This window comes from Bradyrhizobium sp. NP1, assembly GCF_030378205.1.
Lineage (GTDB): Bacteria > Pseudomonadota > Alphaproteobacteria > Rhizobiales > Xanthobacteraceae > Bradyrhizobium.
The window spans coordinates 1936501-1955090 of the sequence record NZ_CP127385.1; the positions used below are offsets into that span (position 1 = coordinate 1936501).

The 18590-nt window shown below is 65.6% G+C and carries 18 protein-coding genes; 1 reads left to right on the forward strand and 17 read right to left on the reverse strand.

What is annotated here, in order from left to right:
- Window positions 1-3 precede the first annotated feature (3 nt).
- The 13 genes from QOU61_RS09310 to QOU61_RS09370 all read right to left on the reverse strand — a co-directional run bounded on the left by QOU61_RS09310 (window position 4) and on the right by QOU61_RS09370 (window position 13759).
- Window positions 4-1674: an amidohydrolase gene (locus QOU61_RS09310; protein ID WP_289657810.1), complete on the reverse strand. Its 1671-nt coding sequence runs from the start codon at window positions 1672-1674 to the stop codon at window positions 4-6.
- A complete protein-coding gene (locus QOU61_RS09315; protein WP_289657811.1) occupies window positions 1661-2704 on the reverse strand; it encodes a branched-chain amino acid ABC transporter permease in 1044 nt (347 codons plus the stop codon). Before QOU61_RS09315 ends, QOU61_RS09310 begins: the two co-directional genes overlap by 14 nt.
- Window positions 2701-3579 carry a branched-chain amino acid ABC transporter permease gene (locus QOU61_RS09320; protein WP_289657812.1) on the reverse strand — a complete coding sequence of 293 codons (879 nt, stop codon included), beginning with the start codon at window positions 3577-3579 and terminating at the stop codon, window positions 2701-2703. The genes QOU61_RS09315 and QOU61_RS09320 overlap by 4 nt, the downstream gene beginning before the upstream one ends.
- On the reverse strand, window positions 3579-4289 hold the full coding sequence (locus QOU61_RS09325; RefSeq protein WP_289657813.1) for an ABC transporter ATP-binding protein: 711 nt from the start codon (window positions 4287-4289) through the stop codon (window positions 3579-3581). Before QOU61_RS09325 ends, QOU61_RS09320 begins: the two co-directional genes overlap by 1 nt.
- Window positions 4286-5050 carry an ABC transporter ATP-binding protein gene (locus tag QOU61_RS09330; protein WP_289657814.1) on the reverse strand — a complete coding sequence of 255 codons (765 nt, stop codon included), beginning with the start codon at window positions 5048-5050 and terminating at the stop codon, window positions 4286-4288. The genes QOU61_RS09325 and QOU61_RS09330 overlap by 4 nt, the downstream gene beginning before the upstream one ends.
- Entirely contained in the window at window positions 5047-6003 is a 957-nt protein-coding gene (locus QOU61_RS09335) for an acetamidase/formamidase family protein (RefSeq protein WP_289657815.1), read from the reverse strand. Before QOU61_RS09335 ends, QOU61_RS09330 begins: the two co-directional genes overlap by 4 nt.
- Window positions 6003-6689, reverse strand: coding sequence for a DUF1989 domain-containing protein (locus QOU61_RS09340; RefSeq protein ID WP_289657816.1), 687 nt, complete (start codon window positions 6687-6689; stop codon window positions 6003-6005). Before QOU61_RS09340 ends, QOU61_RS09335 begins: the two co-directional genes overlap by 1 nt.
- A gap of 33 nt (window positions 6690-6722) precedes the next feature.
- Window positions 6723-7991: an ABC transporter substrate-binding protein gene (locus tag QOU61_RS09345; protein ID WP_289657817.1), complete on the reverse strand. Its 1269-nt coding sequence runs from the start codon at window positions 7989-7991 to the stop codon at window positions 6723-6725.
- A 59-nt stretch (window positions 7992-8050) separates the two neighbouring features.
- A complete protein-coding gene (locus QOU61_RS09350; protein WP_289657818.1) occupies window positions 8051-9769 on the reverse strand; it encodes an amidohydrolase in 1719 nt (572 codons plus the stop codon).
- Window positions 9766-11445 carry an ATP-binding cassette domain-containing protein gene (locus QOU61_RS09355; protein WP_289657819.1) on the reverse strand — a complete coding sequence of 560 codons (1680 nt, stop codon included), beginning with the start codon at window positions 11443-11445 and terminating at the stop codon, window positions 9766-9768. Before QOU61_RS09355 ends, QOU61_RS09350 begins: the two co-directional genes overlap by 4 nt.
- Window positions 11446-11482: 37 nt before the next feature.
- A complete protein-coding gene (locus tag QOU61_RS09360; RefSeq protein ID WP_289657820.1) occupies window positions 11483-12439 on the reverse strand; it encodes an ABC transporter substrate-binding protein in 957 nt (318 codons plus the stop codon).
- Between the two features lie 119 nt (window positions 12440-12558).
- Window positions 12559-12867: a hypothetical protein gene (locus tag QOU61_RS09365; protein ID WP_289657821.1), complete on the reverse strand. Its 309-nt coding sequence runs from the start codon at window positions 12865-12867 to the stop codon at window positions 12559-12561.
- Between the two features lie 13 nt (window positions 12868-12880).
- On the reverse strand, window positions 12881-13759 hold the full coding sequence (locus QOU61_RS09370; RefSeq protein WP_289657822.1) for a DODA-type extradiol aromatic ring-opening family dioxygenase: 879 nt from the start codon (window positions 13757-13759) through the stop codon (window positions 12881-12883).
- Window positions 13760-13898: 139 nt separating this feature from the next.
- Here QOU61_RS09370 and QOU61_RS09375 point away from each other — a divergent pair, with 139 nt between their 5' ends.
- Complete coding sequence (locus tag QOU61_RS09375; protein ID WP_289657823.1) at window positions 13899-14654, forward strand: GntR family transcriptional regulator; 756 nt, start codon at window positions 13899-13901, stop codon at window positions 14652-14654.
- A gap of 15 nt (window positions 14655-14669) precedes the next feature.
- On the opposite strand, the gene QOU61_RS09380 is transcribed toward QOU61_RS09375, so the two are convergent.
- Genes QOU61_RS09380 through QOU61_RS09395 form a run of 4 tightly spaced genes read right to left on the reverse strand, consistent with a single transcriptional unit; the run spans window position 14670 to window position 18488 of the window.
- The gene (locus QOU61_RS09380) at window positions 14670-15551 is read right to left on the reverse strand and encodes an alpha/beta fold hydrolase (protein WP_289657824.1); all 882 of its coding nucleotides are present in this window, start codon (window positions 15549-15551) and stop codon (window positions 14670-14672) included.
- A 38-nt stretch (window positions 15552-15589) separates the two neighbouring features.
- Complete coding sequence (gene hydA / locus QOU61_RS09385) at window positions 15590-17002, reverse strand: dihydropyrimidinase (protein ID WP_289657825.1); 1413 nt, start codon at window positions 17000-17002, stop codon at window positions 15590-15592.
- The gene (locus QOU61_RS09390; protein ID WP_289657826.1) at window positions 17002-17784 is read right to left on the reverse strand and encodes an aspartate/glutamate racemase family protein; all 783 of its coding nucleotides are present in this window, start codon (window positions 17782-17784) and stop codon (window positions 17002-17004) included. Before QOU61_RS09390 ends, hydA begins: the two co-directional genes overlap by 1 nt.
- Window positions 17781-18488 carry a GntR family transcriptional regulator gene (locus QOU61_RS09395; RefSeq protein WP_354142521.1) on the reverse strand — a complete coding sequence of 236 codons (708 nt, stop codon included), beginning with the start codon at window positions 18486-18488 and terminating at the stop codon, window positions 17781-17783. The genes QOU61_RS09390 and QOU61_RS09395 overlap by 4 nt, the downstream gene beginning before the upstream one ends.
- Window positions 18489-18590 lie beyond the last annotated feature (102 nt).

Sequence of the window (18590 nt, forward strand, 5' to 3'; positions counted from 1 at the left end):
AATCTACAATCCGCCGTGAACGAACCGGCCGCCGACCATGGTGGCAAGGCATGACAGCGATTCCAGTTCGTCGGCTGTTGTCGTCAGCGGGCAGCCGCTGAGCACGGCGAGATCGGCAAAGTATCCGGGCGCGATGCGGCCCTTGACGTCCTCCTCGAACGAGAACCAGGCGCCGTTGCGCGTCATGGCGCGCAGCGCGAGCTCGGCCGAGCTGCGGGCAGCGCCGCCGAGCACTTCCCCGGTGGTGCGCTCGCGCCGGGTCCGCATCGCGCGCATGGTCGCGAGCGAATTGCACGGGCTGTTGTCGGTGCCGCAGGCAACCGGCACACCGAGCGCGTCGAGCTGGGTGGCAGGCGCCACCAGCTCGCGGTCGCGCTCCGACAGCGGGAAGAAGCGCGTGCCGACCTTCCACAGGTGGTAGTCCGGGATCAATGTCACGCCGATGCCGAGCACTCTCAGCCGCGCGAGATCACCGGCTGCGGCGTAACTCATGTGCTCGACCACCCAGCGGCGATCAGCGATGCCGTGCGCGGCATGCACGCGCTCGAAGATCGGGGCGATCTCATGCAGCTTGTCGATGGCGATGGTGTGAACCCGCAGGTCATGCGCGGCGGCCGCCAGGCACAGCCGCTCGAATTCGGTCGGTGTGTTGGCCTGCTTGACGTAGCACGACCAGCCCAGATCGCCCGGATTGGCCAATGCGGCGGCGGCCGCCGTCGGCTCCCCGCCATAACTGATGAAGATGCCGCCGACCCGCAGGAAGGAATCGCCGAGGCCCGCGCCACGCGCATAGGCGAGGCTATCGCGCATCATCACTTCCGCTTCGTCCAGCGTGGTCCAGGTCGTGCTGACGACGAGGTTCATCCGCATCGTCAGATCGCCGGACTCCCAGAGGTCGCGATAGGCGCTGATCACCTCCGGCGCACAGCCGTGGCCTTCATAGACGCTCGTGGTGCCGACCGCGTGATAGGTCTCGACCGAGCGCAGGATGCCGTCGCGCCGGTCGCGCGCGGAGAAGCGCGGCACCGCCGGCAGCAGCGCAATCTGCGCGGAGTCCGGATGATTGTGCTCGACGATCACGCCGGTCAGCTCGCCTTCGGCATCGCGCATGAGCTCGATGCCTTCGACCGGCGAGCGGGAAGCGCGATCGAGCCCGTTCAATTTCAGCGCCAGCGTGTTCAGCGCGGTATGACACGGCACCAGGCTCCAATAGCCTGATGGCGGCAGGATGCAGACGGGATGGTCGGGAGCTGCGCGGTCAAGTTCCTGCCGCGTCGGCATGCGGCGTTCCCGCAGGACGATCGGGCCGCCGAAATAGAAAGGGGCGTCGCCGACCGGCATGGTGACGATCCATTCGCCCTTGGGCGTGGTGCGCGCGAGCTCTGCAATCCGCGCCAGCACGTCGGCGATCGAGCGCATGCGGCCGAGCGAGGGAAAACGATCGCGCAGGCCCTCGGTGTCCATATGCGCATGCGCATCGTTGAAGCCGGGAATGATGGTGCCGTCGGTCCGCGAGACCCGCGTTTCGGGACCCTTGAGATCGAGGATCTCGCTCTGTGTACCCACGGCAACAATTCGATCGTCGCGGATCGCAACGGCCTCGGCGATGCTGCCTGTGCGATCGAGCGTCAGCACCCGGCCGAGCAGGATGTGGTCGATGTCAGGCCGGCTCATTCTGCGCACTCCCTGCCGGCTCGGTCCGGGTCGGCGCGCCGGTCGAGCCTTCGACCCAGCCGAGACGGACGCAGACCTTCAGGAATATCCGCTCGGCCATGCCGCCGATTCCAGACGGCACCAGGATCAGCGTGAAGATCAGCGTGCAGCCGAACACCAGGCCGCCGAGCGAGACGTCGATATCGCTGGCCCAGGTCGGCACGAACTGGATGAACATCGCGCCGATGACAGCGCCGCCGAGCGAGGTGATGCCGCCGACCACGGCGCCGACGAACAGGCTGAGACTCAGCATGACGTTGAAGGTATCGGGCGAGACGAAGCCGACGATCATGGCATAGAGCGAGCCGGCGACGCCGGCATAGAGGCTGCTCATCGCGAAAGTCGCGGTCGCGAGCCGCGCCCGGTTGACGCCCATGACGGCCGCGACGAGCTGATTGTCGCGCGCCGCCACCAGCGCCCGCCGCAGCGGTCCGGAAAGAATGCGGCGGGCGACGATGTAGAGCACGGCCGCGATGGCGAGCGAGACGAAATAGATCCACTGGGAATCATCGAGCCAGCGCACGGGAGATTCGGGGTTGCCGAGGTTGAGCCCCTGCACGCCGCCGGTTAGGCCGTCGAAGCGCTTAAGCAGGGCAGGGACCGTGATTGACAGCACCAACGTGCCCATCGCGAGATAAAGGCCTTGCAATCGCAGTGCTGGAAATCCCAGGCACCAGCCGCCGATCCAGCTCAGCGCCGCCGCCACCGGGATGGTCGCGAAAGGATTCCAGCCGTAGCGCACCGTCAGGATCGCGGTGGTGTAGGAGCCGAGCGCGACGAAAGCCGCGTGGCCGAGCGTGATGGCACCGCCGAAGCCGGTGACGAGATCGATGCCGACAATGGCGATGGCGAAGACCAGCACGGTGGCGAACTGACTGACGAGATAGTTCGGGATCGCGAAAGGAACGACATAGAGCAGGAGCACCGCGAGCGCGATGCCGGCAATGGCGCGAACGGCGGCGGGTAGTTTCGGCTTGATGACGACGCTCATAGCCGGACCACCTTCTTGCGGCCAAACAAGCCGTCCGGCTTGACCAGGAGCGTCCCGAAAATCAGGACCAGCGCCACCACGATCTTCAGGTCGGGGCCGATCCAGGGCACATAAGTCCCGACCAGATTTTCGACGACGCCGACCAATAGCCCGCCGACCACGGCGCCGAGCACGCTGTCGAAACCGCCCAGTGTCGCGGCGGCAAAGGCGTAGATGATAACGCCGAACATCATCGTCGGATTGAGGAAGACGCGCGGTGCGACCAGGATCCCCGACAGCGCGCCGAGCGCGGAAGCAATGCCCCAGCCGATCAGCAGCATGACAGGAACGGGAACGCCGACCAGCTCCGCGGAATCGGGCGTCGATGCGGCGCCGCGCATCGCGAGCCCGAGCTTGGTCGTCTCGAACAGGAGATAAAGCAGTCCCAGCACGATGGCGACCACGGCGATGATGCCCGCGGTCTCGACCGAGACGCTGAACGATCCGAGCTTCAGATGCGCCTTCGGGAACAGGCTCGGCAGCGCCTTGATGCTGTAGGTCCACAGGAAGCCGGCGAGGCTGTTGAGCGCGAGATAAAGCCCGATCAGCACGCTGACCACGGTGAGCACGCTCGCATGCGAGAGCGGCTTGACGATCGCGGCATAGAGCAGGGCGCCGGCGACGAAGGAGACGACGATGCTGACGATTGCGGCGGGGATCAGCGGCATGCCCCAGGCCATCAACTGCCAGACCAGATAGGCAGACAGCATCGCCATCTCGCCTTGCGCGAAGTTGACGATCCCGGTCGAGCGGTAGCTGAAGGCGAGCGCCAGCGCGAGCGAGGCGTAGATCGCGCCGTCGGCAAGGCCATCGATGATCTGGTTGGCGAAAAGCATCATTCGTATCCGAGATAAATGCGGCGCACCTCGTCGTTGCCGGTGAGGTTGGCGGCGGTGTCGCGGAGCACGACGCTGCCGCTCTCCATCACGACGCCGTCGTCGGCGACCGCCAGCGCCAGGTTGGCGTTCTGCTCGACGATCAGCATGGTCATCGCGGTCTCGCGCCGGATCGCGGCCAGCGTCTCGAACAGGCCGCGGGTGATGATTGGCGCGAGGCCAAGCGAGGGCTCGTCGAGCAGAAGCAGCCGCGGCTGCAGCATCAGCGCGCGCGCAATCGCCAGCATCTGCTGCTCGCCGCCGGACAGGCTGCCGGCCTGCTGCGACAGCCGCTCGCGCAGGCGGGGGAAATAGCTCAGCCAGCGCTCGCGGTCGCGTCGTGTCTCAGTGGAGCTGCGCAAGTAGGCGCCGAGGCGGATGTTCTCGTCCACCGTCAGGTCGGCAAAGGTGCCGCGGCCCTGCGGCACATGCGCGATCCCGCAGGCCACGACCTTCCGGGCCGACAGGCCGCCGATCGGCTTGCCGTCAAACAGGATGGTGCCGCTGCGCTCGACGGTACCGGAAATCGCACGAAGCAGCGTGGTCTTGCCGGCGCCATTGGCGCCGAGCACGACGTGGATCTGCCGTTCCCCGATTTCGAGATCGATATCGTGCAGCACGGGACGCAGGCCGTAGCCCGCGCGCAAGCCCCTGATGCTCAGGAAGCTCATGCGGCATTCCCGAGATAGGCGGCGGCGACGTTCGGATCGGCCTTGACCTCGTGGGGCGTGCCGTCAGCGATCTTGATGCCGTTTTCCAGCACCACGACGCGGTCGGAAATGCGCATCAGCATCCGCATGTGGTGCTCGACGAGCAGGATCGTAAGGTCGTATTGCCTGCGTATCCGCAGGATGACCTCGGACAGCTCGTCCACCTCGCCATGCGAGAGCCCGTTGGCGGGCTCGTCCAGCATCAGGAAAATGGGCCGCGCGATCAGCGCGCGCGCAAGCTCGATCCGCTTCAGCGTGCCGAAGGGCAGGCCGCCGGCCAGGTGATCCGCCACGCCGTCCAGCGCGAGGTCGCGCAGCAGGCTCCTTGCTTCCTGCTCGATCGCGGCGACGTCGACGACCGCGCCATGGCCGAAGATCGTGTTGACGAAGCCGGGTTTCAGCCGATGATGCGCGCCGAGCAGCACATTCTCGGTGACGGAGAGGCCGGCGAACAGCCCGACATTCTGCAGCGTGCGCGCGATGCCGAGCGCGATGATGCGGTCCGGCGACAGCGCGGTGATATCACGGCCGGCGAAATGGATCGCGCCGCGGCTCACCGAATAGACGCGCGAGATCGCGTTGAACAGCGTGGTCTTGCCGGCGCCGTTCGGACCGATCAGGCCGCAGATCGTACCGCGCTCGACATCGAACGACACGCCCTGTAGCGCGCGGACGCCGCCGAACTCGATGCCGATGTCGCGGACCTCCAGAAGCGCGGTCATGGCCGTGCTCCGCCCTGGAAGATCGCCTTCGGCAGCCGCGCGTGAATTCCGTTCACGCCGTTCACGACCTGGGTCGCCACGAGGTCGGCCTGCAGCGAGCAAAGCGCGTAGGCGTCCTGCCGCGTCATACCCTGCGTTTCGGCGAGGAGACCGATCATGTCGAGCACCGCCTGGCGCGCCGCCTCACGCAGGTCCTCGTCGAGGCCCATGGTGATGAAATGATCGCGCGTTTCGGCGCGCGGGCGCGGAATCGAGCGGCCTTTTTGCACGGTCAGCTTGAGCTGTGCCGATGTCATCGCCGTCTCCAGCGCGGTCTGCACCACTTCGCCCGCGCCTTGGGCCGCATGCGCGTCGCCGGCGTAGAAGCCCGCGCCTTCGACAAAGACCGGAAGATAAAGGATCGAGCCGGCGACGAGATCGGAGCAATCGATGTTGCCGCCGAAATTGCCAGGAAAGGCCGAGCTGCGCGGCGGCTCGCCGGCTGGCGGCAGCACGCCCATGATGCCGAGAAAGGGCCGCAGCGGAATCGTGATGCGGTCGCTGAATTTCGTCGTCATGGTACGGCGATCGAGCTCGAAGTGGCGTAGCTCCGCTTCCTCGAAGAGGTCGGCGAGCAGGCCGCGGCTCTGCTTGCCCGGGAAGATCATGTTGATGCCGTGGTCGGCGATTTCCAGCCGTTCGATCTCGACCTTGAGCACGTCGCCAGGCTCGGCCGTCTTCACCGCGATCGGACCGGTCAGGCTGTGGGGTCCGCGGCCCTCGGCACGGAAGCGATCGCGCAAGGCGAGCGCCTGGTCGAGCGTGAGGCCCGCGCCACCCGCATTGTCCCACATCGCCCAGGTGTCGAGGATGACCGTATCGCCCGAAGCGATGGTCAGCACCGGCCTCGCCTCCGATACGATCAGTCCACGCTGCACCGTCGCGGCGGACGCCTTGATCAGATGGGTCGCCATCACACAGCCTGAGCCGGCGCCGGCGCGAACACCTGCAGCCGCATCGGGGTGCACCGCCCGCCATTGATCAGGCTGACATGATCTTCCGGGCAATTGGAGATCGCGACCGGGCAGTCGATCTCGGCGCGCAACTCGACATAGTCGCCCGGCTTTGACACCGGCGCTTCCGCCACCCACGAATGGCTGGCGCAATCGTGGTGATAGTTCATGAAGAAGTCGATGGTGTCGGGGATGTCCTCGGGGCGGATACCGTAGGGCGCAACCACGCCGGCGATGATCTCGTGGCAGCCGTCGATGCCCGAAAGCCCGAAGCTCTCGTAGAAGCGGCGGTTGCACATGCGCTGGTTGACCTTGTGGACGCCTTTCGGCTCCGGCGTTTCCTTGATGATCGTCATCAGCGGCGTGTAGATGGTGGACATCAGCACGTCGCCTTCGGTGACGAAGTCCTTCGACATCAGCACATCGGGCTCGGGCCGTCCCGACTGCCGCGCGCTGTACTGCATCGCATAGCGCGTGGTCGAATAGGACAGCGAGAGCCGGTCGCGATGGTTGTTCGCGTTGAAGATCGCGACATCGACGACCTGCTGGCCCTCGAGATCGGTGATCCGCAGGACTTCGCCGGTGCGGACAATGAGCGCGCGGCCGGTCTTCGGCGGCAGCACCTCGTTCAGCAGTTCATGTGTCATTGTCGTACTACGCTCGGAAACGCTTGCCGATGTTCACTTCGCGATCTGCGGTGTCTTGCCTTCGTACTTGGTGATGATGCTGCCTTGCGGCTGCCAGTTACCCTTGCTGTAGCGGACCACCTGCATCGATTCGACGTAGAACGGGTCCTGCTTGCCGTCGACGCACACCTTGACGCCCGGCACGACGCCCATGATCGGCACGCCGCACAGATGGCGGGCAGCATCCATGATGGCTTCCCGCGTCGGGGCCTTGGCCTTCTCCAGCACGGCGACCATGGTCTGGCCCTGGCCGAAGCCGTACATGGTCATGGGATCGTCGAGGTTGAGGCCGGGACTTGCGAACTTGGTGCCGATCTCGCGATAGACCTGCATGTCCTTCGAGCTGGCATAGTCGGACGTCGTCGGGTCCATCAGGCTCACCACCGAATAGACGCCTTCGGAAGCATCAGCACCGGCCGGCTCCATCACCGTCTTCTTCGAGGCGCTGATATTGGAGACGATCACCTGCGGCCGCCACGACAGGTCCTGGATCTTGCGCAGGGTCTGCGCGGTGAATTTCGGCACGGCGAAAACCAGCAGGAAGTCCGCGTTGGTCGCGGCGAGATTGGAAACCTGGGAGTCCACCGTCGGCGACGTCACCTCGTAGGACTGCGCCTCGACGATCTGCACGCCGCTGCCGGCGGAGGCGTTCTTGAACGCGTTGAGCAGCTCCTTGCCGAAATCGTCGTTCTGGTAGAGCACGGCGACCTTGGCGTCCGCTTTCTTCGACTTGACGAACTCGGCGTAAATGCTGCCCTCGGTGGTGTAGGAAGGCTGCCAGCCGACGGTCCACGGATATTTCTCGAGGTCGACGCTGAATGCCGACAGCCCGCTGCCCACTGAAAGCTGCGGCACGCCGCGCTTGTTGAGATAGTCGCGGATCGCGAGCCCCGTCGCGCTGCCGAGCGGCCCGATGACGAGCGCAACCTGGTCGCGCTCGACGAGGCGGCGCGCCTGTTCGACGGTGCGCGGCGGCGAATAGCCATCGTCGTAATAGGTATAGGCGATCTTGCGGCGCTTGCCGTCGCTCATCATTACGCCGCCGTCGCGCTCGTTGACGGATTTGAAGTAGGCGTCCTGCATCGCGCAGATCGTGACGAAGGAGGCGATCGGACCGGTGCTCGGGCAGATACCGCCGATCTTGATCTCGGTATCGGTGATCCCCGGCGTCGCGGTCTCTGCCGAAGCGGCGGCGAGCGGCGTCGCGAGGACGGCAGCGGCCGCGAGCATCCGCATTACGGAAGTGGAACAGGCGTTACGCATTTTAGAGACTCCCCTTTGATTTTCCCGGCAGGCCGCCTTGCGGCGATTGCCTGCATTCCTCATGCCGCCGACTGCATGTCGGCGGCGCCATGCACGAATTGTCCACCGACCATCGTCGCCACGCACGACAGGCGTTCCAGCGCATCGGCCGGTGTTGCGAGCGGATCGCCGCTCAACACCGCAAGGTCGGCAAGGTTGCCGGCGCGAGCCGCGCCCTTGGTTTCTTCCTCGAAGGTCAGCCATGCGCCGTTCACGGTGAGGCAGCGCAGCGCAAGCTCGGCCGAAGCGCATGCCGCGGCGCCGAGAATTCGCCCGGTGACGCGCTCGCGGCGCGTCATCATGGCGCGCATGCTGGCGAAGGGATTGACGGGGCTGTTGTCCGTGCCAGCCGCGACCGGCACGCCAAGCGATGCGAGCTGAACGACAGGCGCCACCAATTCGCAGGCTTCGTCGGCGAGCTTCGCGAAGCGGCTGCCGGCCTTGGCAAGATGGAATTCCGGAATCAGCGTGACGCCGACGCCGAGCGCCTTCAGCGCCGCGAGGTCGTCCATCCTGGCGATGCTGATGTGTTCGAGAACCCAGCGCTTGCCGCTGATCGGGAATTGGGCATCGACGCGCTGCAGGATCGGGACGATCTCATGCAGCTTGTCGATGACGATGGTGTGCAGCCGCAGATCGTGCTGCGCGGCGAGCAGGCACAGCGCCTCGAAGATTTTGGGATCGTTGGCCTGCCGCACATAGCAGGACCAGCCGAGATTGGAAGTATCGGACAGCGCGAGCGAGCCGACCACGGGTTCGCCGCCGTAATTGACGAAGATACCGGATACGCGGAGGAAGGCGTCGCCCAGGCCGTTGCCGCGCGCGTAGGCCATCCAGTCTGCCATCTGGCGGCTGGCGTCATCGAGCGAGGTCCATGTCGGGCTGACCACGGCGCCGAGCCGCATGGTCAGTTCACCCTCCTGGTGCAGCGCGCGATAGGCGCCCAGGATCTCCGTGGCGCAGCCGTGGCCCTCATAGATGCTGGTGATGCCGTGAGCGTGGTAGGCGCGCATCGCCTTGCTGATCGCAGCGCGGCGGTCGGCCGGCGCAACGCGCGGAATCTTCGCCAGCAGGTCGAGCTGCATCGCATCCGGGAAATTCCGCTCGACGAAGATGCCGCTCGGCTCGCCGTTTTCGCCGCGCAGGATCTCGATGCCCGGCACGCGCGGCGCGCTGTCCCGATCGATGCCGAGAGCGCCAAGCGCGCGCGAGTTGACCGCCGCATGGCAGGGAATGAGACTCCAGTACGACGACGGCGGCAGGATGCAGACGGGATGATCGGGCGCCACACGATCGAGCTCGTGGCGGTCGGGCATCCGCTTTTCGGCGAGCACGTCCGGGCCGCCATAGTAGAACGGCGGCTCGCCGATCGGCATGGTGATGATCCACTGGCCTGCTGGCGTCCGCGTCGCCAGCGCCGCGATGCGCGATAGCACGTCGCCGATCGAGCGCGCACCGGCGAGCGATGGAAAATGATCGCGCAGGCCCTCGGTATCCATATGAGCATGCGCGTCGTTGAAGCCGGGCACGATCACGCCGCCGCTGTTGACGACCCGCGCCCGCGGGCAAAGCCGTGCCATTTCGCTGCGCGAGCCGACGCCTGCGACGCGATCACCTTTGATGGCAACCGCTTCGGCCACGGTGCTTTTGTCATCCAGGGTGAGCACGCGGCCGCACAGCACCAGACCCCGAGGGTCGCGTGCATCCGCCGGCGACGAATTGGGTGCAGGTGCGGTCAATTTCCGCTCCAGGGCATCACCAGCCGCTCCAGGCGATCGAGCAGAAGGATCGAGAGATAGCCGCTGAGCGAGATCGCGATGATGTTCACATACATCTTCTCGACCGCGAAGATCTGCCAGGACGACCAGATGGCGTAGCCGAGACCGGTCTTGGCGCCGACGAATTCGACTGCCGCAATGACGACGAAGGCGGTGCCGATCGCGAGCTTCACCCCGGTGAAGATGCTCGGCAGCGCCGCCGGGAAGGCGACGAAGCGGAACAGCTTGAATTGCGACAGGCCAAGATTGTGCGCGACGTCGACGTAGATCTTCGGCGCGTAGCGCACGCCGGAGAGCGTATTGAAGAACACCAGGAAGAATACGACGATGGCGATGACGGCATATTTCGGCGCTTCGCCAAGGCCGAAAACCATCAGGAGGAGCGGGAAGGTCGCGATCTTCGGCACCGGATAGAGCGCGGTGAAGATCGGCGCGATGATCTCGCGGGCGGTCGACCACAGGCCGAGCACGAGGCCGAGTGCGATCGCAGGCACGCCGCCGATCAAAAGCCCGATCAGCACGCGGGCAAGCGTGGCATAGGTGTCGGCCAGCAGCGGTCCATGCACGAGCTCCTCCCAGAAGATCGAGAGGATCGAGGAGGGCGCCGGAAAGAACCGGTCGTCGGCCATGCCGCTCTTGACCACGATCTCCCAGAGCAGCAGCACCGTCAGCGGGCTGAACTTGCCGAGCCAGGCGATGATTTTCCGGCTGCGCGGCGGCCGCGCCAGCGTTTCCAGGGTTTCCGTCGAGACCGGGCTCGCCTTGGCGGGCAACGGCTGCGGCTCGATCGCCGTCCGATCCACTGCCGGCCGTTCCTCGTCGGCCTTGTAGCGCGCCAGAAGCTTCCAGATCTCGAACGTCATCTGCCCGAATTCGGGCAAGCGCCTAAGCTCCAGCACATCGCGCGGCCTTGCGAAGGGCACCGCGATGTCGGCGGCAATTTCGCCGGGACGAGCCGACATGACGATCACCCGGTCGCCGAGCGTCAACGCCTCCTCGACGCTGTGGGTGATGAAGACGACGGTCTTGCCGGTCCGCTCCCAGACCCGCAGCAATTCCTGCTGCAGCTCCATCCGGGTCTGCTCGTCCAGCGCGCCGAACGGCTCGTCCATCAGGAGGATGTTGCTTTCGCGATCGATCAGGGCGCGCGCCACGCTGGCGCGCTGCTTCATGCCGCCGGAAAGCTGGTAGGGAAAGGCCTGCGCGAAGTCCTGAAGCTGCATCAACGACAGCAGCTCGCGCGCACGCTGCCGGCACTCCTCGATCGGGACGCCCTGCAGCTTCAGCGGGAAGATCACATTCTCTTCGACGGTCAGCCAGGGAAACAGCGAGGCTTCCTGGAACACCATCGCCGGCGGCCGATCGGAAGCGTCCTGGCGCTGCTCGATGCCGATATTGCCGATCGTTTCCTCTTCCAGGCCGGCGAGGATCCGGATCAAGGTCGATTTGCCGCAACCGGAGGGTCCGCAAATGCAAACGAACTGGCCGCGCGGAACGGTGATCGAGACGTCGCTGATCGCGACGACCGTGGCGCGCCGGCGATCGTCGTGAAACGCCTTCCACAAATGCTCCACGGTGATGGCGTCGGGCGAAGACGACGGCGCCAGCCTCGGAAGGGTCTGTTGAAGGGCGGACATGGGCGGAGATCTTCCTGTGCGATGCAGCCGGCTGTCGTCAATTTGCGAGCTTGAGCGCCTGCTCCACGATTTTTGGCGAGTAGTAGTCCTGGAAGTTCAGCTTGTCGCTGTAGGTCAGCATCTTCCGCTCGCGGAAATATTCCTGCATGTCCTCCATCAACGCGAAGTCGGGTTCGATCTTCGGCATCAGCTTCGAGGGCGTGCGGCGCAGGACGTCAGGTGGAACGCTGGTGTATTTGGAAACGATCTCGACGATCCTTGGATCTTTCCAGCCGCTGGCTTCGATTTCGCGCGCGGCTTTCAGGAAGGCGGCAAGATAGCGCGCGCAGGCGTCGGGGTTTTGCTTCGCGAAATCGCCGTTGGCGAGCAGCGGAAAGGCGCCGCGGCCGCGCGCCGCGTCGTTCTTGATCGGCACGGCAATGCCCTTTTCCTCGAGCAGGGTTACGCCGGGCTCGGCCGCCCAGCTTGCGATGACGGCGCCGTTCGCGACCGCCGGGCCGATGTCGTTACGCCCGATCTGCACCAGCTCGACGTCGTTGACACTGCCGCCGACGGCCTTGAGCGCGAGATTGACGTCATACTCGTTCCAGCCGCCGAGCCCGACGACGCCGACCTTCTTGCCCTTCAGGCCAGTGGCCGTGGTGAGGCCGGCATCATAATTCGCCTTCGAGACCACAAGCGCGACCAGGTTGCGGCCGCTCTCCGGCAGGGTGGTCTGCGTGCCGAGCACGCGGATCAGGCCGCCGCGCCGCATCGCGTTGAAGACGGACGCGCCCCACGAGGTGGCCATGATCTGGTACTTGCCCGCCGCCAGCAGCGGAAGCTGGTCGGCGACGTTCTGCAGCGAGGTGTCGACCGTGACGTCGAGGCCCTGCTCGGCGAAATATCCCTTCTCCTTGGCCACGAAGTGCGGCGAGGAGGTGATGCTCTGCACGGCGGAGACAACGATCTTGAGCGGTGCGGGATCGGCGAGCGCCGGCCGCGAAGATGTCATTGCCGACATCAAACCGGCGGCCGCGGCAATCAGGGCCGCACGACGAGACGGCCCGACAAGCGGAGCCCTTACGCAAACACTGGACATTGCACCTCTACCCCATCATCCGGTCGCGCCGATCAGGCGACCGATCCCTTGCCCTGCAGCGATTCGACCAGCTTGTTGACCGCGATCGTTGCGCCCTTGCCGGCCTCGTTGCCGAAGATCAGCCGGGCGAACTGCCCGCCGAGATAGGGATGAAGCCCCATGTCGTAGAGCGCGAGAAAGTTCCGCGTCTCGATCGCGTGCCGCTCGTCCTTGCGCAACGGATAGCGGTCGAGCACCTTGGCCTCGCTGGTGGCGAATTCCTCGCGAAGCGCCGGCGACCATTTGAGGTCCTGGATCAAATCGTGTGTCGCGAGCGACGGATTGAATTTCTCTAGTCCCATCTGAGCACCTCGGTCAGGCCACTGCGCGCTGCTTCGGCAGGTTGGCGTTCATGTCCCACAACACCGCGCCGACGCCGCATTTGAAATCCTTGTGGACGGTGTAGCCGAAGCTCTTTCCGGGCTTGGGGCCGATCGCGCCGAGCACGACCACCCAGGCGAGCAGCTCGGCTGTGCCGCCGGAGCCGGCCGCCTCCATCTTTTCCAGCGTCAGCTCTTTCAGCAGCTTCTCATGGTCGCCCGAGGCGACGAGATCGAGAAACCAGCGGTCGAACACCTCGTCGATGAAGTAGTAGCGCGCGCCGCCGGGCTCATGGCTGAGCCCGCCCGAGCCGAGCAGCGCCACGCGCATGGTGGCCGGCAGGTCGTTGCGGATGAAGTCGCCGAGCGCTTTACCTACGGCATAGCAGCGGTGCTGGTCCGGGATCGGCGGCACGGTGCAGTTCTGCAGCACCGGCACCATGGGAATGCCGGTCCCTGCGATGTTGGTCAGCAGCACCGGCACCGAGATGTTGTCGTCGAATTTGAGGTTTTCGTTCTGGGCGAACATGCGGATGCCGCGCCGCGTCATGCCGTCGAACAGGGCGGCGGCGATCTCCGGCGAGCCCTTCACCGTGTAATCCTCGCAGCCGATCCACGGCTTGAACCATTCATAGGGACCGCGATGCTCGGCGGCCATGCCGATCAGGAAATCCGGATAGGCGCGCACCCGGCTGTTGGCGAGATGGTCGTTGGCGAACACGATCAGGACGTCCGCTTTCGCCGCCGCGATCGCCTCGGTGAGGTTGCGGTAGGTGGTGGTGACCACGTCCTTGACGTCGGCCGGCGCCGCTTCGAGCAAGCCGATCAAGCCCGGCGCATGCGGCGCGCCGGCCGCGAACACGATCTCTGCCATGGCATTCTCCCTGTTTGTTCCAAGGCTGATGCATAATTCCAAGCATGTCAAGATTTTCCAAAATACCTTTCCGATTGGAATTTTTGGAATTATTATCGATAGTGACTTTGCAGAATCGCGACCTAAGGGCGCAGGGCACATGAAGAGCATTCCCGAGCAGTTGGCGCGGCGATGGGGTCCCGCCGTCAATCCGTCAGGTGACGAGGAGCCGCGGACGCTGGCCGGCCGCGTCGCGCGGCAGTTGCGGCTCGACATCATCCGCCATCACCTCGAGCCCGGAGAGCGGCTGCAATTCGAGAAACTTTCCAAGCGCTACAAGGTCGGCATCAGCCCGCTGCGCGAGGCGCTGTTCCAGGTGGCGGCGCAAGGCCTCGTCGTCGCCGAGGACCACAAGGGCTTTTTCGTCGCGCCCGTGCATTTCGACGAGATGCTCGATGTCTCAAACCTGCGCGCCAATCTCGAGACCTACGCGATCCGCGGCTCGATCCGCGACGGGCGGGAGGATTGGGAGGTCGACCTGATCGCGGCTTTCCATCGTCTCAAGCGCGCGGGCATCTCGGTCGCTGCCGATCAGGAGGACGAGGACAGGCGCACCGAGTGGGAAGATCGTCACCGCGATTTCCATTATGCGCTGTGCAAGGGCTGCGGCTCGCCCTGGCTGCTGCACTTCTTCAACGAGCTCTACGATCACATGGAGCGCTACCGGCGCTATTTCTGGAAATATGCGGAGCGCGCGGTCGCCGCCGACAGCGAGCACGAAGCGATCATGAAGGCGGCGCTCGACCGCGACGAGGAGCGCGCCACCAGGCTGTTGCAGGAGCATTTCCGCCGGCAGGCCAAGCTCACCATGAGCCTGCGCAACAAGGTCGAGCGCGCGGCGGCGTCCGCCGGCTGAACAGCGCGAGCGCTGCTACTTCATTCCGGTGATCGATGCGCTGACGGCGCGCGGATCGCGGCTCGGCCAGCGTCCGCTTTCGACCTGTGCCAGGAAGTCGCCGACGATCCGGTTGTATTCTTCCGGCTCCTCGATGTTGATCGCATGGCCTGCGTTCGGCATCACGGAGAGCGCGGCGGTGGGGATGTTCTGCTTCATCAGGATGCCCGGCAACAGGCACGGCCAGTCCTCGTCGCCGGTGATGATGAGGGTGGGGACGGTGATGCGGCGCATCTCCTCCACGAGGGCATACAGCGACGGCCGCTCCTTCTGCACGCCCTGCTGCGTGTTGGCCGATCCGGCCGCCGAATGGCCGGCCAGCATCGCCTTGAACTCGGCGTGGCCGCGCGGATCCTTGTTCTCGTACTGCACGCGGGTCGGTCCGTACGCATAGCGCTCCGCGAAGGCGGCCATGCCCTCGGAACGGATCATGCCGGCGATCACGTCGGCTTCGGCGCGGAAGGTCTCGCGCTTGTCCGGCTCGGCACCGTAACCGCAGCCGCCGATGCACAGCGAGAGCGCGCGCTTGGGATGGCGCAGGCCGAAATGCAGCGTCGCGAATCCACCCATCGAGAGACCGACCACGTGGGCTTTCGGCGCACCGATGTGATCGAGCACGGCGAGAATGTCATTGGCTGCGCGGGCCTGCGAATAGGACGAGACGTGCTCCGGCACGTCCGACGGCGGAAAGCCGCGCGCATTGAACGCGACCGCCCGATGGCGCTTTCCGAAATGGCGGAGCTGCTGCTCGTAGCTGCGCAGGTCGCCGGCAAATTCGTGTACCAGGATCACCGGGGTACCCGATCCGGTCTCCTCGAAATACAGGCGTACGCCGTCGTCCGTGGTCGCATAGGGCATCTCGGTTTCCTCCGTCCGGTTTGGGTTTTGGCTTCTCGTTACAGGAACTCCGGCTGCTCGGCAGGTTTTGCACGCGGCAGGTAGACGCCATGGCTCTTCGCGCCGACCAGGGCACCGTCCTTCACGACGACGCGGCCGCGGACCATGGTCAGCACCGGCCAGCCGGTGACCTCCAGACCTTCATAAGGTGTGTAGTCGGCGCCGTCATGAACGAGGTCGTGGCTGATGGTGACTTTTCGCTTCGGGTCCCACAGCACGATATCGGCGTCAGAGCCCACCGCGATCGTGCCCTTGCGCGGATAAAGGCCGTAGATCTTGGCATGGTTGGTGGCGGTCAGCGCGACGAAGTGATTGATATCGATGCGTCCTTTCGCAACGCCCTCCGAGAACAGGATCGGCAGCCGCGTCGCCACGCCCGGAATTCCGTTCGGCACCCAGCGGAAGCTGGTGCGGCCCTTGGGCGCGAGCTTGCCTTGTGGATCGTCATAGCGGAACGGGCAGTGGTCGGACGAGAACACCGAAAACACCTTCTGCTGCAGTCCCTCCCAGCACGCCTTTTGGCTCGCGACATCGCGCGGCGGCGGCGAGCAGACATATTTGGCGCCCTCCATATTCAGCCGGTCGAGATCGCTTTCCGTCAGCACCAGATATTGCGGACAGGTCTCGCCCATCACCTTGAGGCCGCGTTGCTGGGCGCGGCGGATTTCCTCCATCGCCTCGCGATTCGACACGTGCACGATCATGATCGGCACGTCGATGAGCTCGGCAAGCGAGATCGCGCGATGCGTCGCTTCGCGCTCCACCGGGATCGGCCGCGAGGTCGCGTGAAAGCGCGGCGCGGTCTTGCCGGCCTGTTCGAGGCGGTCGGTGAGGAACCGAATGGCGTCGAAATTTTCCGCATGCACCATCAGGGTCGCGCCGGTTTCGCGCGCCACCGCCATGGTCTCGAGCAGCTCGCGGTCCGACAGCGCGAGCCCTTCATAGGTCATGAAGACCTTGAGGGATGTATAGCCATCTTCGACCAGCGCCGGCAGCTCCTGCCCGAGCACGTGCTCGGTCGGATCGGTCACGATCAGATGAAAGGCGACGTCGACATGACATTCGCCCTCGGCCAGCGCGTGATAGCGCTTCAGCGCCTCGCGCAGGGTCTGGCCCTTCTCCTGCAGGCAGAACGGCAACACCGTGGTGTTGCCGCCGAACGCTGCCGAGCGCGTGCCGGTTTCAAAGCCGTCCGCCATGACGATGCCCTCGCCCGAGGGCTGGGCGAAATGCACATGGCTGTCGATGCCGCCGGGCAGGACCAGGCGGCCGGTCGCGTCGATGGTGGTTGCCGCATTGCCGAGATCGCGGCCGAGGGCTGCGATCTTGCCGTCACGAATGCCGATGTCGCAGGCGAAAGTGTCGGCGGCGGTCGCAACCGTGCCACCACGAATAATGGTATCGAACGGCATCAGGAGCCTCCTTTCTTGCCCGGCTTCGCGCCTGGTCGTGGCCGATGCTCGATGATGGCGGCAAGCGCGTCCGGCAGCCCGATTGTGGGCTTCGGGTCAGGCCGGCGGAACGTCCCAGCCACCGGCTTGCGCGGCTTCAGCGTCGCGAGCGTCTCGGCCTGGCGTACTGCGGCCGCGACCGGATCGACAACGGGCACCGGGATTCGGTCGCCGACCTTCCCGGCAAGGCCGGCCAGCGGCGCGCCGGACAGGATGACGACGTCGGCCTCGTCCTGTTCGACGGCGCTGTTCGCAAGCCGCACCAGCAAGTCCTCCTTCTCCGCCTGAACGTCGGAAATGGACTGGAATGCACCGTCAAGCGAGCGGACGCCGGCGCAACGTGCGTCCAGGCCGTGCATGCTGACGCATTCTTGGTACCACGGCGCGAGTGCGCGGGCGAATGTCACGATGGCGAAGCGCCGGCCGAGCATGCACGCCGTCAGCATCGCGGCCTCGGCCATGCCGACAATCGGAATATCGAACAGCTCGCGCGCCCCGAGCAGGCCGGGATCGCCGAAGGCGGCGATCACGGCGGCATCGAAGCCGGCATGGGCTTCGGCGAGCATTTCAAGCGCGATAGCGCCGCCGATCTGCGCTTCGGCGCGTGTCGCGATATAGGGCACGCCGCGCGCCGCGGTCGCTGGAACCAGCTCGGTGCCCGGCGAGATCACCTTTTCGCCGGCGGCGTGCAGCAGCGCAGTCACCGCTGGCGTGGTGTTGGGATTGAGCAGCAGAATCTTCACGGTCCGGCCTTTCTCGTCATCGTCGTTACGGCTGGGCGCTCGGCCGAGCCATGATCATCTGTCTCGCTCGCCAGCGTGTCGGCGACCACCTGGCCGGTGCGCCACACATGCTGGCCGAGCAGGCGGCCCGCGCGTTCGGCGTTCCTCACTTTCAGCGCGGCAAGAATCTCCTGGTGCTCGCGCACGGATTCGTCCCAGCGTCCGTGGACGTGCAGGGCCTGGAATCGCGCGCGCTCCGCACGCGGCAGCAGCAGGTCGCGCGCCGCCTTCAAGGCGGTGTTGCGGGCAAAGCCGACTATGGCTGCATGGATCTGCTGGTTGACCTCGAAATAGGGGCGCAGCTCGCCGCGGTCGCGATGCCATTCGATGCGTGCCTGAAGCGCCTCGAGCTGTTCGATATCCGGCGCCGTCGCCCGCATCGCCGCGAACTCGGCGGCGCAGCGTTCGATCCCGCTCAGGGCCTCGAACAGCTCGGCGAGTTCCTCGCGGCGCAGCGGCGCAACGATGGCCGTGCGGTTGAGACGAAGCTCGACCAGGCCCTCGGACGCCAGTTGCTTCAGCGCCTCGCGCAACGGGGTGCGGGAGACCCCGAGCGCCTGGGACAGCTCGGTTTCCAGCAGCATCTCGCCCGGCGCAAGATCGCCGCGCACGATCAGAAGGCGAAGGCGTGCAGCAGCCTGTTCATGAAGGCCGGCGCGCGGCACGCGCAGCCGACGGCGCGGCAGCGCGATGGCGCGTCGGCGCCGCTTTGGCTTCGCCTTCAACCTGATGTCAGTCACGCTCGATACGTCTTCCCGCTTCATCAT

Excerpts from the sequence above, each read along its gene's own strand:
- QOU61_RS09310 (WP_289657810.1), bottom strand. The coding sequence starts at position 1,674 with ATGAGCCGGCCTGACATCGACCACATCCTGCTCGGCCGGGTGCTGACG.
- QOU61_RS09315 (WP_289657811.1), bottom strand. The coding sequence starts at position 2,704 with ATGAGCGTCGTCATCAAGCCGAAACTACCCGCCGCCGTTCGCGCCATT.
- QOU61_RS09320 (WP_289657812.1), bottom strand. The coding sequence starts at position 3,579 with ATGCTTTTCGCCAACCAGATCATCGATGGCCTTGCCGACGGCGCGATC.
- QOU61_RS09325 (WP_289657813.1), bottom strand. The coding sequence starts at position 4,289 with ATGAGCTTCCTGAGCATCAGGGGCTTGCGCGCGGGCTACGGCCTGCGT.
- QOU61_RS09330 (WP_289657814.1), bottom strand. The coding sequence starts at position 5,050 with ATGACCGCGCTTCTGGAGGTCCGCGACATCGGCATCGAGTTCGGCGGC.
- QOU61_RS09335 (WP_289657815.1), bottom strand. The coding sequence starts at position 6,003 with ATGGCGACCCATCTGATCAAGGCGTCCGCCGCGACGGTGCAGCGTGGA.
- QOU61_RS09340 (WP_289657816.1), bottom strand. The coding sequence starts at position 6,689 with ATGACACATGAACTGCTGAACGAGGTGCTGCCGCCGAAGACCGGCCGC.
- QOU61_RS09345 (WP_289657817.1), bottom strand. The coding sequence starts at position 7,991 with ATGCGTAACGCCTGTTCCACTTCCGTAATGCGGATGCTCGCGGCCGCT.
- QOU61_RS09355 (WP_289657819.1), bottom strand. The coding sequence starts at position 11,445 with ATGTCCGCCCTTCAACAGACCCTTCCGAGGCTGGCGCCGTCGTCTTCG.
- QOU61_RS09360 (WP_289657820.1), bottom strand. The coding sequence starts at position 12,439 with ATGACATCTTCGCGGCCGGCGCTCGCCGATCCCGCACCGCTCAAGATC.
- QOU61_RS09365 (WP_289657821.1), bottom strand. The coding sequence starts at position 12,867 with ATGGGACTAGAGAAATTCAATCCGTCGCTCGCGACACACGATTTGATC.
- QOU61_RS09370 (WP_289657822.1), bottom strand. The coding sequence starts at position 13,759 with ATGGCAGAGATCGTGTTCGCGGCCGGCGCGCCGCATGCGCCGGGCTTG.
- QOU61_RS09375 (WP_289657823.1), top strand. The coding sequence starts at position 13,899 with ATGAAGAGCATTCCCGAGCAGTTGGCGCGGCGATGGGGTCCCGCCGTC.
- QOU61_RS09380 (WP_289657824.1), bottom strand. The coding sequence starts at position 15,551 with ATGCCCTATGCGACCACGGACGACGGCGTACGCCTGTATTTCGAGGAG.
- hydA (WP_289657825.1), bottom strand. The coding sequence starts at position 17,002 with ATGCCGTTCGATACCATTATTCGTGGTGGCACGGTTGCGACCGCCGCC.